The organism is Vibrio sp. 1402, from assembly GCF_033340275.1.
On the sequence record NZ_JAWOWE010000003.1, the window covers coordinates 352,076 to 369,433 of the forward strand.

General features: G+C 45.5%; 11 protein-coding genes and 1 tRNA gene. 3 read left to right on the plus strand and 9 right to left on the minus strand.

Annotated elements, in window-relative coordinates; translation table 11 throughout:
• The first annotated feature begins 1 nt into the window (after position 1).
• Positions 2–2,401 carry a phosphoenolpyruvate--protein phosphotransferase gene (ptsP, locus tag R7044_RS08035; RefSeq protein WP_213913672.1) on the plus strand — a complete coding sequence of 800 codons (2,400 nt, stop codon included), beginning with the start codon at positions 2–4 and terminating at the stop codon, positions 2,399–2,401.
• Between the two features lie 80 nt (positions 2,402–2,481).
• Here ptsP and dhaR read toward each other — a convergent pair whose 3' ends face one another.
• The 5 genes from dhaR to R7044_RS08060 form a co-directional block, all read right to left on the minus strand.
• Positions 2,482–4,407, minus strand: coding sequence for a dihydroxyacetone kinase operon transcriptional regulator DhaR (gene dhaR / locus R7044_RS08040; RefSeq protein ID WP_225455466.1), 1,926 nt, complete (start codon positions 4,405–4,407; stop codon positions 2,482–2,484).
• A gap of 145 nt (positions 4,408–4,552) precedes the next feature.
• The gene (locus tag R7044_RS08045) at positions 4,553–5,083 is read right to left on the minus strand and encodes an MltR family transcriptional regulator (protein WP_005379708.1); all 531 of its coding nucleotides are present in this window, start codon (positions 5,081–5,083) and stop codon (positions 4,553–4,555) included.
• Positions 5,084–5,169: 86 nt separating this feature from the next.
• On the minus strand, positions 5,170–6,318 hold the full coding sequence (locus tag R7044_RS08050) for a mannitol-1-phosphate 5-dehydrogenase (protein ID WP_062730758.1): 1,149 nt from the start codon (positions 6,316–6,318) through the stop codon (positions 5,170–5,172).
• A gap of 111 nt (positions 6,319–6,429) precedes the next feature.
• On the minus strand, positions 6,430–8,382 hold the full coding sequence (locus R7044_RS08055; protein WP_005379710.1) for a PTS mannitol transporter subunit IICBA: 1,953 nt from the start codon (positions 8,380–8,382) through the stop codon (positions 6,430–6,432).
• 595 nt (positions 8,383–8,977) lie between these two features.
• Positions 8,978–10,741, minus strand: coding sequence for a lysophospholipid acyltransferase family protein (locus R7044_RS08060; protein ID WP_017820256.1), 1,764 nt, complete (start codon positions 10,739–10,741; stop codon positions 8,978–8,980).
• 233 nt (positions 10,742–10,974) lie between these two features.
• On the opposite strand from R7044_RS08060, the gene R7044_RS08065 reads away from it, so the two are divergent.
• On the plus strand, positions 10,975–11,694 hold the full coding sequence (locus R7044_RS08065) for an SIMPL domain-containing protein (protein ID WP_005379714.1): 720 nt from the start codon (positions 10,975–10,977) through the stop codon (positions 11,692–11,694).
• Between the two features lie 223 nt (positions 11,695–11,917).
• On the plus strand, positions 11,918–12,193 hold the full coding sequence (locus tag R7044_RS08070) for a hypothetical protein (protein WP_005383040.1): 276 nt from the start codon (positions 11,918–11,920) through the stop codon (positions 12,191–12,193).
• Between the two features lie 95 nt (positions 12,194–12,288).
• Here R7044_RS08070 and R7044_RS08075 read toward each other — a convergent pair whose 3' ends face one another.
• From R7044_RS08075 to dnaG, 4 genes are all read right to left on the minus strand, one after another.
• On the minus strand, positions 12,289–13,092 hold the full coding sequence (locus R7044_RS08075) for a MetQ/NlpA family ABC transporter substrate-binding protein (RefSeq protein WP_017633488.1): 804 nt from the start codon (positions 13,090–13,092) through the stop codon (positions 12,289–12,291).
• Between the two features lie 249 nt (positions 13,093–13,341).
• Positions 13,342–13,417: transfer RNA gene (locus R7044_RS08080), tRNA-Ile, on the minus strand.
• A 155-nt stretch (positions 13,418–13,572) separates the two neighbouring features.
• The gene (gene rpoD, locus R7044_RS08085; protein WP_005395986.1) at positions 13,573–15,435 is read right to left on the minus strand and encodes an RNA polymerase sigma factor RpoD; all 1,863 of its coding nucleotides are present in this window, start codon (positions 15,433–15,435) and stop codon (positions 13,573–13,575) included.
• A 99-nt stretch (positions 15,436–15,534) separates the two neighbouring features.
• The gene (gene dnaG / locus R7044_RS08090; RefSeq protein WP_005379719.1) at positions 15,535–17,301 is read right to left on the minus strand and encodes a DNA primase; all 1,767 of its coding nucleotides are present in this window, start codon (positions 17,299–17,301) and stop codon (positions 15,535–15,537) included.
• Positions 17,302–17,358 lie beyond the last annotated feature (57 nt).

Genomic DNA, 17,358 nt, shown 5'->3' on the forward strand with positions numbered 1-17,358 from the left:
GATGGTGGGAATTGTAGTTGTATCTCATAGTCGTCGACTTGCAGAAGGGGTGGCAGAACTTGCCACCCAAATGACGCAAGGCAAAGCCAAGCTTGCGATTGCTGCTGGGATTGATGATCCAGAGAACCCGATCGGAACCGATGCCATTGCCGTGATGGAAGCGATTGAGCAGGTACAAGATCAACAAGGGGTTGTTGTGTTGATGGATCTTGGCAGCGCGTTGCTTAGCACGGAAATGGCTCTGGATCTGGTTGATGATCATGTGAGGGAAAATGTCACCCTTATCTCGGCACCTATTGTTGAAGGGACCATGGCGGCGTCGGTGGCTGCTGCTGCCGGGCTACCTTTATCGACGGTAGTCGAAGAGGCACAGAATGCGTTAAGCGTAAAACGAGAGCATCTTGGTGATCAGCCACTAACATCCGCTGAGATAGCGCCAGTATCAGAGAACTTTGAGCAAGAACGGACATTTGATTGGGTAGTGCAAAATCCGCATGGATTACATGCTCGTCCCGCTGCGGCCATTGTTGGTGCACTCGCGCCTTTCGACTGCCAATTATGGTTGAAAAAAGGCGAGCGCCGTGTGAACGCGAAAAGCTTGAACAGCATTGCGAAACTTGGCGTTCGTAGTCAAGAGACGATCACCTTATGCGCACTTGGACCTCAATCCAGTGAAGCAATCAAGGCATTTGAAGCCTTAGCTAGTGAGCACTTCGGAGAAAAAGAGGCGGTTGAGCAAGGCATTATCGAACCTGAAGAAAGCTCGGATACTCTGCTCGATGGCATGACCTCAAATCAGATTGAAGGTGCTGTTGTTGGTATTAGAGTCAATGACGGTATCGCTACTGCTCCTGCTGTCCTTTTTACTCATGAAATGCCAGCAGTGCCTGAACGTGATTTCCAAAGTGAACAAGATGAAATTGAACGGGTTAAGCGTGCGATAGGCGTGGTTGTTCAACATTTGCAGGAGCAAGCGAAGCAGCCGAAAGGGGAAATATTTTCCGCTCATAGCATGATGCTCAGTGACCCAGAATTATGGGCATCGGTCGAGTCGCGAATTCAAACGGGCATGATAGCCGAGCAAGCTTGGGTAGAATCACTGCAAACGTTGGCCAAAGAGTTTCGCCAGGCAGAAAGTCAGTACATGCGGGAACGCGAAGCAGATGTGCATGATATAGCACGCCAAGTTATGGTCGAAATGACAGGCGTAACGCCTAATGCCATCGACATTCAGGAACCGAGTATTTTGTTGGCCCGCGACCTGATGCCTTCTGATGTGGCCGGGCTTGATAAATCGAAAGTGCTTGGTATCTGTTTGAGTGAGGGAGGGAAAACCTCTCACAGTGCGATTCTTGCTCGTGCGATGGGGATTCCTGCCATCGTTAAAGCTCAGGGCTGCCTTGATGCTGTGCGTGCTGGTCAAGTGGTGACTATTGATGGCTTCCGAGGGCATTTATGGTTCTCTCCTTCAGATGCCGTACAGCAGGAATTAGAAGCTCAGCAAATTGAGTGGCAAAGCATCCGACAACGTGCATTAGCGAGTGCTCAGCAAGCCGCAGTCACCTGTGATGGTGTCCATATTCCAGTATTCGCCAATATTGGTGGACCGAAAGATATTGATGATGCACTAACATCAGGAGCTGAGGGCGTTGGTCTATTTCGGACTGAGTTTCTATTTCAAAACAGTGATGAGTTGCCAACTGAGGAAGCGCAATACCAAGTGTATCGTGATATTGCCGCCGCACTTGGTGATAAGCCACTTACGATTCGTAGTCTAGATGTTGGCGGTGATAAGCCTTTAGCCGCTTATCCTATGCCAGCGGAAGATAATCCATTTTTAGGTTTGAGAGGGGTGCGGTTGTGCCTTCAACATGAGTCATTGTTTACCGCTCAACTTCGAGCCATTCTGAGAGCCTTTCACGAGCAACCGAATATTCAATTGATGATACCGATGGTGGCTCAGGTTGAAGAAGTGAGAAAAGTAAAAGCGCTGTTGGCGCATCAAGCAAACCAACTCGGCTTGGATGCGACTCATTTGCCCGTTGGTATTATGATTGAGGTGCCAGCCGCGGTATTAAATGCTGATGCGTTAGCCCAAGAAGTCGACTTTTTCTCTATTGGCACCAATGATTTGACTCAATATGTTATGGCCGCCGATCGAGGTAACGCTGCTGTTGCTGAATTGGTGAACTACTTTGAACCATCGGTACTAAAAGCCATTGAGCTCACGTGTGCAGCAGGCGATCGCGCGGGCATACCGGTTAGTATGTGTGGTGAGATGGCTGGCGATCCAAATGCCACAGAAACATTGCTCCGCGTGGGGTTGCGAAAATTCAGCGCCAGTTCGAGCATGCTACCGGGACTAAAAGCGCAGATTCGTCAGTTGTCTGTCGATGTTTAATCGATACCTTATCGTTAGTACACCTGTACCGGCGTGCTTACGCCGGTTTTACTTTTGTTATAGGAACGCCAATTCACGACTTAATACAGCTTCATTTGCTCCTGCAGCCCAAACTTATTAATTTTTCTCCATAAGGTCGTGCGGCCAATTTGCAATGCTTTCGCCATATAATGCATTTTGCCATCACACTGATTCCAAGCCTGAACAATCGCTCTTCTCTCGGCTTCTTCTAACGTGATTACTGGCGTATTTTCTGCGGTATGGCGAGAATTCAGTTTAATGTCTTCAGGAATATCGTTCAGCTTGATTAAGTTGGAACTGCGGTTAAGCAAAATTCGCTCAGTTCGATTTCTTAATTCGGAGTTATTGCCTGACCAACGAAAATTCATCAACGCTTCCAGTGCGACTGGCTCTATCGAGATCGTCACATTGTGGCGGCGTTCGTAATGGCTGATAAGCTGCTGGACGAGAAATTCAATGTCTTCTTTACGCTTTCGTAGTGGTGGAATATGCAGCTCGTTCGAGGAGATTTCATAATAAAGTTGCCGACCAAATGAGCGCTGAGTGACATACTCGCTGATCTCTGAAGCGGTGCTGGTAATAAGTTGAAAATCTACGGGGATCAATCGCAAACTGTCGCTGCGGCTGACGAGCCCAGTTTTTAACAACTTAAGTAGCACGGCTTGTAAATCGGGCGACAGATATTCCACCTTTTCTAAAAAGAGCGTACCGCCATGGGCGAGCTCAAACTTTGAAGGCATGCCTTGCCCTTCGTCGTACCCCAGGGTTTCTTTGACCAGTTGCTCTGTATTGATGGAGCGGCAGTTGAGCGTAATGAATGGTCCTTCTTTGTAGGCGCTTTCGTTATGAATCGCCATGGCGAGAGTGGCTTTTCCTACGCCTTCTTCACCTGTAATTAGAATCGGTGATTTTGACTTTATGGCCCGTTTTGCCACGGTAATGACATGCTTCATTTTTCGTGAAATGACGGGCAAAGTGCTGAACGTATAGCGCGCACTGCCACCTATTTGTTGTTGAGCAAGTTCGCGAATTTTATCGATAGGGTGCAAGAACAATAAGTGTGTGCCGTCGTTGAGTGGACGCAAGGTGATGATCGCCTCAACAAACTCGCCACGAACCTCTACCGTTGTGAGTTTACGGTTTATGCTCGCACCTGACTCAATACTAGTAAGGACATTCGGTGGGAAGCGCAAAACAGAAAAGACTTCTTTATCCAAGACCTGACTGGCTTCAATGTTTAACAAACGCTCGGACTGGTGATTTACCATGGTGATGCGATTTTCTTCATCCCACGCTAGAAGGCCGTCATCCATGCACTCTAACGTTGCGTTATGCGCACAAGTGAGGCGGTTCATGTTCTCTTGTTCCGACTGAATGTGGATTTGCAAGCTGACTTCTTTCGCGCTCGACGCGATGATGACTAAGTCTTCTTTCTTATAGCTTTCCGCTTTTCTGAAAAGGCATGTTGTACCGCGTAATTTGCCAAATTGGTCAAAAACAGGCGCCGCTACAGAGGCATAAGAGTGCAAGTGGCGATTGAAATGTTCGGCGGCAAAAACTTCACACGGGATATGAGTGTTGATACAGAGATTGACTGCATTTGTGCCTATCTTTCCTTCGGAGAGAAAACAGCCTTGTTTTATGCCGAACGTTTGCATCTCTTGTCGCATAGAGTCGTGCCCGACGGTGGAGAGAATACAGCCGTTGCCATCGGTTACCATCAATACCAGGTCTTCGTCCCCTAGCATGTCGTAAGTGTCTTCAAGTACGGTCGTGGCGCATTCGATGAGATGTTCGTTGCGCTTCATTAGAGATGAGAAGGTAAATCCAGAGGCAATATGTGGTTTTGACCAGGTGTAAGGGCTGCATTGCTTTATGCAACGCTCCCACGACTCGAGGACGGGAGTGCGGGAAAATTCTGGAGATACCCAGTGGTGTTTCTGGAAAAACTCCCACTTAGTTTTAGTGTCTTCGATTGAAAGCATGCGATACCGTTTCAATACTAGCGATAGATTGGTCTGATGTTACAGAGACATCGGAATATGGACTGTGATGGCTTTCACGCACGTTGTATAGAAGAATGTGCAAAAAGAGGGGCGAGTTGAGGAGGCTTCCTTGCCAGTTTTTCGATTAAAAAGGGCTGTCTTTGCCGAGCTCATTGCAAATCTCGACAATGGCAAGTGAGAGCCCTGACTTAATGATTTGTTGTTGACGTTGCAGTTGTAGCTGATAAAACTCAAGGTCGATGTCGTCATCTGGTTCGCTGACTTCCAGTTGTACCATGCCCATTTTCTTCACCAAGTGCAGTTTCTTAATTGGTTCTAGAATATTCGGGTCAGTGAATTCGTAATCTGAAGCGTCACTATTGAGTTGGTTTTTGAGTTTGATGATGTCTTCGATGTCGTGGTAAATGTCATCGGGGAGCACTCCCAAGCCAAACAATAACTTCAAACGAACAGACAGATCGCCCAGCGGTCCAGAGTCTTGTAGCAGCGGACCGACAACCGATTGAACAGCGAAGTTATCTTTACGAAAGATTCTTTGCACCAACCCGTCGATCGAATCGTTAAAAACGTCGACTGCTGCAATGAAAAAGCCTCGTACCGATGGTGCGCTGTTTAATCGCTCAATGATCTCGGTTTCGTTGATGTTATCTGCCATATACTGAATACATTTCTAATTATTAGCTATCCCAACTCTTCAAGCAGAGAAGGACATAGAAGGGGAGCCGAGCTCCCCTAGGTAAATCAAAGTTGGTTGTAAAGTGTCTCGATTTGAGCCACTTCAGCACTGTCTTCTGCAAGACCTGTGTATGTCGCTAGCGTCTTCTTCACACCCACTTCTTTTAATGAGTTTTGTAGCTCTACGGCTTGTGGGTCAGTGTCGTTAGTGTACTTCAACGCAGCGGCAATGCCTTTCAAAAGTGTTTGATTTTCAGTGCCATACTCAATTGTACCGAGTAAAGGCTTCACTAATCTATCGTTTGCACCCAATTTTCGAATTGGTTGACGACCTACGCGATCCACCTCATCCACTAAGTATGGGTTGGCAAAGCGTCCTAAAATCTTCTCGATGTAGGCGTTGTGCATGTCACGGTCGAAGCCGTAACGTTTGATCAGCACTTCACCACTCTCTTGCATCGCCTGTTTTACTTCAGCGTGAATGCTTGGGTCTTCAATTGCTTCACGAATGGTACGATGGCCTTTCAAGCAACCTAGGTAAGCGGTAATGCAATGGCCTGTATTGAGAGTGAATAGCTTGCGTTCTACGAATGCCATTAGGTTGTTGGTTCTTTCCATGCCAGCTATGTCAGGGATTTCGCCCTTGAATTGCTGCTCATCCACAATCCATTCGCTAAAACTCTCTACAGTGACTTCTAGTGGGTCATCGTTCGCCGCTTCTGCTGGTGGTACGATACGGTCTACCGCTGAATCGACAAAGCCAACCAACTCGTCTGCTTTCGCGTGCAATGATTCATCCAAGTGTTTATACACTTCACCTTTTAGGTGTGTGGTGCCACGAACCATGTTTTCACACGCTATGATGTTCAATGGTTTATCGTTACCTGCTGCAAAGCGTTTAGCAATGCCGGTAGCGATGGTTTTTGCAATGATGTCCAGTACGTTAGGGCCAACCGCTGTTGTTACCAAGTCGGTTTTTACAATGCGGTCAATGACATCTTCACTGGCTGAGTTAACCGCGGTGACGTGAGTTACTGTGTCGATTTGGCACTCAGTACCGACCACTTTTACTTTGTATTCTTGCTTGTGACTCAGTTGGTCGACGAGTGGAGCGTCAACGTCTGCGAATGTCACCTCGACTTCTGCGTCTGCTAATAGTTTACCGATGAAGCCACGACCAATGTTACCTGCGCCAAAATGAACTGCGTTTTTCATAATTCTTACCTACCAATGTCTAAAATGTTGACTTACGAAACTAGGGGGAGGCCAACCGCATAGGGGGTGACAGCTGACCTCATTTGCCTCAGGAGCAAATTAAAGGGGTAATTAAGCCGCTTGTTGACCGCCAAGGATGTTTAGAATCTCTTCCACATCGTTGGTGCTGGTTAGCTTCTCAATTGCCTCCGGCTCATCGAGCGCGTTCGTAATGGTGGTAATCACCTGGATGTGCTCATCGTTCTTAGCGGCAATGCCGATAACCAGTTTCGCAACATCGTCGTCGTCTTCAGTAAATTGGATACCCGATGGGTATTGGCAGATTACAATGCCGGTTTTCTTCACGCGGTCTTTCGCTTCCACCGTACCGTGAGGCACTGCGATAGATTCGCCTAGGTAAGTTGGAACCAATGCTTCACGCTCAAACATCGCGTCTACGTATTCTGGTTCTGCGTAGCCAAGTTCGACCAACTTGTTGCCCGCGAAGCGAATCGCTTCTTCTTTGTTGGCAGCTTTCAAACCTAGGTGAATGTTTTCACGCTGGATTTGGAACACCGACGTTTGCTGTGGCTCGAAGTTGTCGTCGTTTGCTGCCACGAGCGAAACTTTTACCATTTGGTCGTCATTGGCTGCGGATTGGTTTTGCGCTGCTAGTAGTTTGGTGACTAGCTGGTTGTACATCTCGCTATCTAGGAAGTTAGTCAATGAAATGTGGTGTGCGTTTGGAGCATGCTTACGTGCACGATCCGTTAAGTCTTTATGAGTAATCACGATATCTGCACTCTCTGGTAAGCTGTTAATGGCAAGGTTGGTTACGTGGATGTTCAGACCTGCGTCTTGAACCTTTTTGCGTAGCATGCTCGCGCCCATTGCACTCGAGCCCATGCCCGCATCACAAGCGACAATGATGCTTTGTACTGTCGCTAGGTCTACGTCACCTTTGCTTTGGCTGTTTACCACCGCATCGTTTTTAGATGCAGATTTCATGTCTTTCATTTGTGATGTTGCTTTTTCTAGTGCTGCTTCATCACCGTCTTCTTCTGTTGACGTTTGAGTCTTCATTAGCAGTGCTGCTACGGCGAATGACACGCCTGTTGCTGCTGCGATAGACGCTAGAACACCAACGATTGAGCCTTTCTGAGTCATCAACAAGATTGCAAAGATTGAACCTGGTGATGCTGGAGAAACGATACCTGCGTTAAAGATAGTTAGTACGAATACGCCAGTCATACCACCTGCGATAGCCGCAAGGATTAGGCGAGGGTTCATTAGGATGTATGGGAAGTAAATCTCGTGGATACCGCCGAAGAAGTGGATGATTGATGCACCACCTGCCGTTTGACGAGCCGTACCTTTACCAAACACCATGTAAGCTAGCAGGATACCAAGACCAGGACCTGGGTTTGCTTCGATTAGGAAGAAGATCGACTGACCTGTTTCAGACGCTTGCTGGATACCCAGTGGAGAGAAAATACCGTGGTTGATCGCATTGTTTAGGAAAAGGATCTTCGCAGGCTCAACGAAGATTGAAGTCAGTGGTAGTAGGTGAGCAGAAACTAGGAAGTTAACGCCTGCCGCCAAGCCACCAGAAAGAATTTTTACGAATGGACCGATAAAGATGAAGGCAAGGATCGCACATAGCATGCCGATGATGCCCGCAGAGAAGTTGTTAACCAACATCTCGAAGCCACTTTTTACTTTACCATCGATGTAGTTATCGAATTTCTTGATAGCCCAGCCGCCCATTGGGCCGACCATCATTGCGCCCATAAACATTGGGATGTCTGTGCCTACAATCACACCCATTGTTGTGATTGCACCGACTACCGCACCACGATCGCCACCAACTAATTTACCACCGGTGTAACCGATAAGTAGTGGCAGCAAGTAGGTAATCATTGGGCCAACCATAGAGGCTAATGTTTCGTTTGGTAGCCATCCCGTTGGGATAAATAGAGCAGTGATAAAGCCCCACGCGATAAACGCGCCGATGTTTGGCATTACCATGTTTGACAGAAAACGACCAAAATTTTGTATCTTGATCTTGGCATCTGGTGATATCATAACAATTCCCCGTTCGATGTTCTGATGAATCTTGTTGTAGTAAACGGTTCGCCAAAACCGTTTGTTTGATTGCTTAGTACCCAATCAATTTACCACACATTTTCCAATTGGAACTGACAACGGGTTTTTCGTGATCTACGCCCGCATTTCTTAGGCTGAGAAACGGTTTTTAAGTGACCAAGTTCAACTTATTAACTTGTAACTTAATAACAAAAAGCCACTTTTAAATCTGTCAATAAAAATCTTAGTGATCAATCCGATCTTCTGACAAATTTAAAATCAAAATACTTTGTGACTTTGATCACTTTTGATTTTTTTTGAAATTCGAATTAAATACTTGTAATGATCAATGTCACGTTTTGTGTTGAGTTGTGGTGGATTTAAAGTGTGACCTGGATCTGTTTTTGTTTTTTGTGAAAGTTTGTGACGGAATTGGTGAGATAAATGCTATCTAGATCTTTCGATAGATTGTATCTATAAGAGCCTTTTCGGCGCACTTCACGGAGCACGCCTAATTAGTTGATGAAAGGGTAAATAAAGAGAGTCGCCACACGGTTCTTCTTGTGATTCCCAACTCTCTACTTAATCACTGTTCTTAATCATCGTTGCTATTAGTATGATAGACGAGGTAGTCATGAGCTTGCTCGCGTCCCATATACCTTGCCAACGTCTTTTCTTGAACATCGCGCAAATCCACCATAATCAATCCATCTAGAGCGTTATTGAATGCAGGGTCGACGTTGAAGCATACCAGCTTGCCATTGAGGCTTAAGTACTGACGCAGCAAAACGGGCACTCCTTTCCCTTCATCGATTCTGGCAATGACACGTGACAATAGCTGTAAATCACCCAGAGCAGTGAGCATGCTGGTGTTCCAGTCACGGTGGTGCTCAGGAAGTGGGTTAGAAGGTGTGACGTACTCTGCGCAATTGTTGTCGTAGTGGTGCAGTGTCATTGATTGAGCCAGTAATTGACGTGCAGTATCGCTATAATCGTTGCTAATGCTTACCGGACCAAATAGGTGAGTGTAATCTGGGTTTTGATGAACGAACGTTGCGATGCCTTTCCACAGTAGCAGTAGCGCGCTCATGCTCTTTTGATATTGATGTGCAATCACAGAGCGCCCCATCTCAATGGATTTACCCATTTGGTCGATAAAGCGTTGGTCATAGTTAAACAACGTTCGTGAATACAGACCTGCTACGCCGCGCTTTTCAATCAGTTGATCAACCAGACCTAAACGATACGCGCCCACCAAGCATTGGTTCTCTCTGTCCCACACAAACAGATGCAGGTAATCATGATCGAAATGGTCAATGTCTATTGCTAGTCCAGTCCCTTCGCCAACTTGTCGGAAATTGAGCTCACGTAGGCGACCAATTTCATGCAGTAGGGAAGGGATACTCTGCGACTCCGTGCAGTAAACATCGAACTCACCACTTGTTAGCAGCTTGGACTCTTTTGGTAAGTTGTTCAGCTCTTCAAGCAATTCGCCTACGGGTAACCCTGCCGCTATTGGAGAGAGCATTTCTGATGAAGAAGAAGGCTTCACTGAATGGGTTTCACGATTGAGCAAGTAAGTGTTGAGCCGCAAATAGTTCACCACTTGATCATCGTTAAGTGTGTTGATCTCTTTGAATTTGATCACTTGGCCAAAAGATAAATCGATGGTTTGCGCATGTTTGTTTAGCAACTCTCGACCAAGCAGTAGGGTACGCAAAAGTGGATGGATTTTCCCTGCCATATAGAAGCGTTTCGAGTTCTGGCCACTGATGAATACTGGAACTGTCGTTGCTTTGTTTTTGCGAATTAGGCTACTTACGCTTCGACTCCACGCTTTGTCTTCCAAGCGTTGCTGTTTGGCATCGACTAACTGGGAAACCTCACCGGCAGGAAAGACAAGCAATAAGCCGCCACTTGCGAGGTGTTTATTAGCCGCTCTGAGGGCCTTCATATTTGATTTGACGGCGTCTTTGCCTTCAAACACATCGACACCAATGAAGAGCTGATCTAACTCTGGTACGGTTTTCAGGTATTGATTGGCTAGAATTTGGATATCGTCTCGTACCATCAACAAGAGTTCGGCCAAGATGACGCCTTCCACACAACCAAGCGGGTGGTTCGCCACAATGACGGTAGCACCTTGTTTAGGCACTGAGTCGAGTGAACCATGAGCAATGCGATAATCGATACCTAAAATATCCAACGTGAAGCGGAGAAAAGTTTTGGTATCGGCATTAACGGGGCGTTGAGCGTAGAACTTATCAAGCTGGTTTAAACCGGTTGCCCATTCAGCAACGTTTTCACCAATGCCAAACGGCGTTTTACGAGGGAGACGAAAAGGGGTTGAACTATCCATATTTACCTCAGCGTACAAGTTGCTGATTGGATAGTAGAAATTACAGATGACAGTTAAGAGGCAAAAGCATGAGCCTTTGGTGACAAACCAATGAAGCTTTATTGACTAAAGAAAACGGTATATCACTGTGCTATGAATCAAAACTCGCGTTATGTCTCCCTCTTAAAACAATAGATAGGCTATCTTATCTAGAACAAAGATTAAGCTAAGTTGATATTTATCAGGGGGAAATAATGGAACGAGTTTCCAATAAAGCAGCACTTTGGATTGGGCTAAGTTTGATACTTGGTCTTGGCATCCTTGGCTATTTTATGCAGCAGACGGCGGTGAAATACCGAGCCTATGAAAGAGTCGTGACAGTAAAAGGTTTGTCGGAGCGTGAGTATCCTGCTGATACGGTGATTTGGCCGATTCAATTTACTCTAGCGAGTAATGATATGGGAGCCATGTTTGATGAAATTGACCAGCAAACCCGTTTGATTTTGGACTTTCTAAGTGCCAAAGGGCTTCCTGAAACCAGCGTTTCCCTTTCTTCCCCAGCGGTCATTGACAGAAAAGCACAGCAATATGGGAGCGAGCAAGACATTGAGTATCGTTATTTGGCCTCGCGAACCGTTACGGTTTACAGCCAGAGTGTTGATGTTGTTCGAGCGGCAATCAATGAAATAGGTGAGCTAGGAAAACAAGGCGTTTTGCTTAACCAAGATCCTTATGCAAATCGTGTTGAGTACAGCTTTACTAAGCTGAATGATGTGAAGCCAGACATGATCGAAGAAGCGACTAAGAATGCGCGTGAAGTGGCTGAGAAATTTGCGAAAGACTCACAGAGTTCACTGGGTAAGATCAAACGTGCAACTCAAGGGCAGTTCTCGATTTATGACCGAGACAGCAACACGCCTTACATTAAGAAAGTACGAGTGGTATCGACGGTTCAATATTACTTATCTGATTAAAGTTGCGCTCATATAGTCAATAGTTGGTCGTTCCATCACCTTCTATTTGTAGAGGTATCTATGCTCTGTGATAGGGAAATCAGTCTTCGATGACGCTATATACAAGTACTTTTTTATAAAACTAAGTTCTTAACAGTGATGAGGTGAGTTTGATAATAATCAAGCTCACTTGTTTCTTATGAGCGTAAGTTAGTATGACTTATTGCTAGAAGGAATTAGTATCATGGCATACAAGCACTTTATTAGAGAACTACTGGGTTTAGCGATTGTTGTCTCTGTCGTCTTTGGCGTATTAGGCGTGATGTTAGAGCTCTTCGCACTGACGGCACTTTGGGAGCATCAGCAAACGATAGCCGATGTTTTCTTCCATGAATCTCTCTACTTCATCGTATTTTTAATCCCACCATACTTCCTCTGGAAGTTGATTAACCGTCCTGAATTGGTTTCTGCTGACCAAGCTTATTTGGCAATGAAGTTAGAGGCTGAAAGTCGACAATGAGTCGATTTAGTGAGTAATGAAAAGAAGAGGCTATGAGAAAACATTAGCCTCTTCTCTATCTGATTCGTGGGGTAAAATATTCGCTGCTTTATTGATTAAAAAGCTGCTTCGATTGTGCCTTTGAAAGTGCGATCGAGATAATCACGAATCGCTTGAGATTGATAAATAGAAACGAACTTTTTATACGCTTCATTATTTTTGTCTGCGTCACGAGTGGCGATGACCATGACTGCTAATGGGGCGTCTTTTGCTTCAAGATAGATACTTTGTTTCTTCGGATCTAAACCAGAAGACATTACGTAGTTCATTGTAATCGCAGCCGCGTCCACATCATCTAATGTTCTTGGTAGCTGAGCGGCATCTACCTCGACAAATTCAAATGATTTTGCGTTTTTTGTGATATCAGTTAGGGCGGCTTTATGGCCAACACCCTGTTTCAGCTCAATTAAACCTGCATCGGCGAGTAGCAACAGACCACGACCACCGTTGGTAGGGTCATTTGGAAGCGCTATACGTGCATTGTTTGGAAGCTCTTGCAGTGAGCGATACTTATTGGAATAAAGCCCCATACGCATAAGAATGGACTGACCAATTGATACTAATTGGGCGTTATGGCTACTGTTGAAGTTGTCTAAAAATGGCTGGTGCTGATAGCTGTTAATATCGATGCTACCGTCGCTAAGGGCGGCATTAGGTGTCACGTAGTCAGAAAACTCAATGACTTCGACATTCAAACCTTGCTTTGCTGCCTCCTTCGCTACCGCCTCGACTACTTGTGCATGTGGTCCAACTGTCGCGCCCACTTTAATGACAGAGTCATCTTTTTCTCCACAAGCGCTTAAGCCGACTACTGCCGTGAGAATCAAAGCTAGTTTCTTTAAGTGACCAATACTTTTCATTGTAGCTCCATTTTTTTGTTTTAGACGTCTATACGTCCATACTATCAGAAGTTGTCTGAGGGTCAATGGTTTAAATCACGAGCAGACATTTTGTTTCTATTGCTCGTATAGAGAGCCAGATAATAGTTAAAGAAGAGGGGAAGAGGAAAAGCTATTACGAGGTTAGTGACGAGTTACCGCAACTGTACCCAAAGATATAAGATACAAAAAAGGCGTAGTAGGTATTAACCTGCTACGCCTTTCGAAATATGGTGGCCCCTCGCAGACTTGAACTGCGGACCAATCGATTATGAGTCGACTGCTCTAACCACTGAGCTAAGGGGCCTTAATAGGACAACGATTATAGGGGAAGCGTTGCAAGGTGTCTAGATACCAACTAGGGCAATTGCGCTTAGTTTTTATCCACTTAGAACAGTAGATAATAAAAAAGGTGACCTAAAGTCACCTTTTTTGATTTCTAAAAGCTTATATGCGCTGCGATTATTCGTCTAGGAAGCTGCGCAGAGTCTCTGAGCGGCTTGGGTGACGAAGTTTACGTAGTGCTTTTGCTTCGATCTGACGGATACGTTCACGAGTAACGTCGAACTGCTTACCAACTTCTTCTAGAGTATGGTCAGTGTTCATGTCGATACCAAAGCGCATACGAAGTACTTTCGCTTCACGTGGCGTTAGACCTGCAAGCACGTCTTTTGTTGCCACTTTAAGGCTAGTTGCAGTTGCAGAATCTAGCGGAAGTTCTAGCGTTGTATCTTCGATAAAATCACCTAGATGCGAATCTTCGTCGTCACCGATTGGTGTCTCCATTGAGATAGGCTCTTTAGCGATTTTTAGTACTTTACGAATCTTGTCTTCTGGCATTTGCATGCGCTCTGCCAGTTCTTCCGGTAGTGGCTCACGACCCATCTCTTGCAACATTTGACGAGAAATACGGTTTAGCTTGTTGATCGTTTCGATCATGTGTACCGGGATACGAATCGTACGTGCTTGGTCCGCGATTGAACGAGTGATTGCCTGACGGATCCACCACGTTGCGTAAGTCGAGAACTTGTAACCACGACGATATTCGAACTTATCTACCGCTTTCATCAGACCGATGTTACCTTCTTGGATCAGATCCAAGAACTGTAGGCCACGGTTGGTGTATTTCTTCGCGATAGAAATTACAAGACGCAAGTTCGCTTCAACCATCTCTTTCTTCGCACGGCGAGCTTTTGCTTCACCGATAGACATACGACGGCTGATGTCTTTAATGTTCTGTACGTTTAGAGAAGTCTCTTCTTCAATCATTTTTAGCTTAGCGATTGAACGACGGATTTCTTCTTCGTTACGTTTGATCTTTTCAGCGTATGGCTTGTCTGAAGCAAGAACTTCATCCAGCCAAGCTTCACTTGATTCATTACCAGTGAACAGCGCGATGAATGATTTCTTCGGCATTTTGCCGTATTCAACCACTGACTTCATGATCAGACGCTCTTGTGTACGAACGCGATCCATAGCAGTACGCAGTTCATTCACTAGGTGATCAAACTGTTTAGGCGTTAGACGAAACTCGCGGAATACGTCTAGCATCATTTCATTAGCAACGGTTGCTTTCGGGCTGTTATAGCCGTACTCGTTGATTGCTAATTGAAGATTTTGATAGGTGCTGCGTAGTTGGTTGAATTTCTCTAGCGCTAATTCTGGATCGATACCTACATCTTCTTCAGAATCATCTGAATCGTCATCGCTATCTTCGTCGTCATCAACGTCTTCATCGTCTTCTTCTTCTAACTGAGATTCAGTCAGTTCAGAACCGATGTGTGTTGCCGTTGGTGCAGCGGTGTCGTCAGCATCTGGATCTACAAAACCTGAAATTAGGTCTGTAAGACGTAGTTCTTCAGCTTGAACTTTGTCAAATTGCTCAAGAATGTACGGAATTGTGCCTGGGTATTCAGCAACAGACGATTGAACTTGGTTAATACCTTCTTCAATACGTTTTGCGATGTCGATTTCGCCTTCGCGAGTTAGAAGTTCGACAGTACCCATCTCACGCATGTACATACGTACTGGGTCTGTTGTACGACCAATCTCACTCTCTACGCTAGAAAGTGCAGCGGCTGCAGCTTCGGCTGCATCTTCATCGGTAATATTTGTGTCATCGTTCAGTGCTAAATCATCAGCATCAGGAGCAGTTTCTACTACCTTAATGCCCATGTCGTTGATCATCTGAATGATGTCTTCTACCTGTTCTGAATCTACGATTTCAGCAGGTAGGTGGTCATTTACTTCGGCGTAGGTCAGATAGCCTTGTTCCTTGCCTTTAATAACAAGTGACTTTAGCTGTGACTGCGGATTGTGATCCATAGACGGTATCCAACTTCGTAATCTGGTGAAGGAATCAGTATGCGAAATGCAAACCACTTACTATAACAAATTAAATCGTTGCTGACTAATTAAACAGGGTTACGCTTTTAAATCTAGCATAAGTGCTAGCAGCTCCCTTTTCTCTTCGGCTGATAAACCGACACTTCTTGCTTTGGCCTGCAGGTTTTCAATTTGTTTTTCTACGCACTGGGCAATAATTTTATCCAGTGAGTCTAAAAAGATTTCTTCTTGGTTGTCCTCATCGAGTGGAATGTCCCAACTCGCGAGACGAGACAGAAGGGTCTCATTTTGGCTGTTTCGCCAATGCTCTAATAATTGGCCTGTGTTGATATGGGGATGCGCTTGGCATTTATCAAGTACATCAACAAATAAACTTAGACCAGGAATGGGCAAATCTCTAACGCTGGTTAGATCTGGCACCATACTTACGTATTGTGGGTTTTGAATCAGTAACGCGATCACTTCTCGCATCGGCGTTCGCTTGATTTCTTTATGAGGTTGAGGCCTTTTATCCTCTTTACCTTGTTTTGAAATTAGCTGCTGTAGTTGGCGTTCATCAACCAAACCCAAACGGCGGCCAAGCAATTCTCTCAAGTATAGTCTTAAAGTGCCGCCAGGGACTTTATCAATGAGAGGAACCGCAAGAGTACTCAGTTTTGCCATGCCTTCTTTCGTGCTCATATCGACCTGCTGAGTCAATGAGCTGAACATGAATTCAGACAAGGGCATCGCATTAGACACTTGCTGCTCAAATGCTTGTTTTCCGTTTTGTCGGATATAAGAGTCGGGATCTTCTCCATCCGGCAAAAACATGAATTTTAACTGGCGACCATCCGTTAGGTAAGGCAATGCATTTTCCATGGCACGCCACGCTGCTTCACGGCCTGCGCGGTCACCGTCATAACAACACACGACGGTGCTTGTTTGCCTGAATAACACTTGCAAGTGATCGCCCGTTGTCGAGGTTCCCAATGAGGCAACGGAATAATCTACGCCATATTGAGCAAGCGCGACAACATCCATATAGCCTTCAACCACTAAAATTTGTGGTGGCTCACGGTACGCTTGTAGTACTTCATAAAGGCCATACAACTCTTTACCTTTATGAAATATCGGGGTTTCGGGTGAGTTGAGATATTTTGGTGTCCCATCACCTAATACTCGACCACCAAAGCCTATTACTCGGCCGCGTCTGTCTCGAATAGGAAACATCACTCGACCACGGAATCGGTCGTAGCGGTTGCCTTTATCGTTTTCAATCAACATGCCGCCAGTGACGAGCATGTCTTGGTTTTCTTTATTCTGGCCAAAGTTCTTACGAACTAAATCCCATTCATCAGCCACATAGCCGATGCCAAACTTCTGGACGATTTCACCAGACAGGCCGCGATCTTTTAGATACTCAATCGCCACCTTACTTGCTGGCTGTTTGAGTTGGTTACGATAAAATTGAGCAATGCTGCCCATTAAGTCGTATAGGTTACGTTTTTCACTGCTGCTTGCTTGTGGGCCTGATTGAAACGAACCATTACCGCCGCTACGTTGTTCGCGAGGAACATCTAAACCCAAGTATGAAGCGAGTTCTTCAATGGCTTCGACGAATTCTAGTCGGTCGAACTCCATCAAAAAATCGATGGCATTTCCATGCGCGCCACAACCAAAACAATGGTAGAACTGCTTTTCTTGACTGACACTGAATGAGGGTGTCTTTTCGTTGTGGAAAGGGCAGCATGCGCCGTAGTTTTTGCCTTTTTTCTTAAGTTTCACACGTGCGTCGATGATATCGACAATATCAAGTCGAGCTAGAAGGTCATCGATAAAACTGCGAGGGATGTGTCCAGCCATAAAACCTAACAAAAAAAGAAGATGATGAGTGGAGTGAATGCCTTAAAAGAATGAGCG

Bases quoted from the DNA above. Each gene is read 5' to 3' on its own strand.
- ptsP (WP_213913672.1), top strand. From the start codon at position 2: ATGGTGGGAATTGTAGTTGTATCTCATAGTCGTCGACTTGCAGAAGGG.
- R7044_RS08060 (WP_017820256.1), bottom strand. From the start codon at position 10,741: ATGGATAGTTCAACCCCTTTTCGTCTCCCTCGTAAAACGCCGTTTGGC.
- dnaG (WP_005379719.1), bottom strand. From the start codon at position 17,301: ATGGCTGGACACATCCCTCGCAGTTTTATCGATGACCTTCTAGCTCGA.
- R7044_RS08070 (WP_005383040.1), top strand. From the start codon at position 11,918: ATGGCATACAAGCACTTTATTAGAGAACTACTGGGTTTAGCGATTGTT.
- R7044_RS08055 (WP_005379710.1), bottom strand. From the start codon at position 8,382: ATGATATCACCAGATGCCAAGATCAAGATACAAAATTTTGGTCGTTTT.
- rpoD (WP_005395986.1), bottom strand. From the start codon at position 15,435: ATGGATCACAATCCGCAGTCACAGCTAAAGTCACTTGTTATTAAAGGC.
- dhaR (WP_225455466.1), bottom strand. From the start codon at position 4,407: ATGCTTTCAATCGAAGACACTAAAACTAAGTGGGAGTTTTTCCAGAAA.
- R7044_RS08075 (WP_017633488.1), bottom strand. From the start codon at position 13,092: ATGAAAAGTATTGGTCACTTAAAGAAACTAGCTTTGATTCTCACGGCA.
- R7044_RS08050 (WP_062730758.1), bottom strand. From the start codon at position 6,318: ATGAAAAACGCAGTTCATTTTGGCGCAGGTAACATTGGTCGTGGCTTC.
- R7044_RS08045 (WP_005379708.1), bottom strand. From the start codon at position 5,083: ATGGCAGATAACATCAACGAAACCGAGATCATTGAGCGATTAAACAGC.
- R7044_RS08065 (WP_005379714.1), top strand. From the start codon at position 10,975: ATGGAACGAGTTTCCAATAAAGCAGCACTTTGGATTGGGCTAAGTTTG.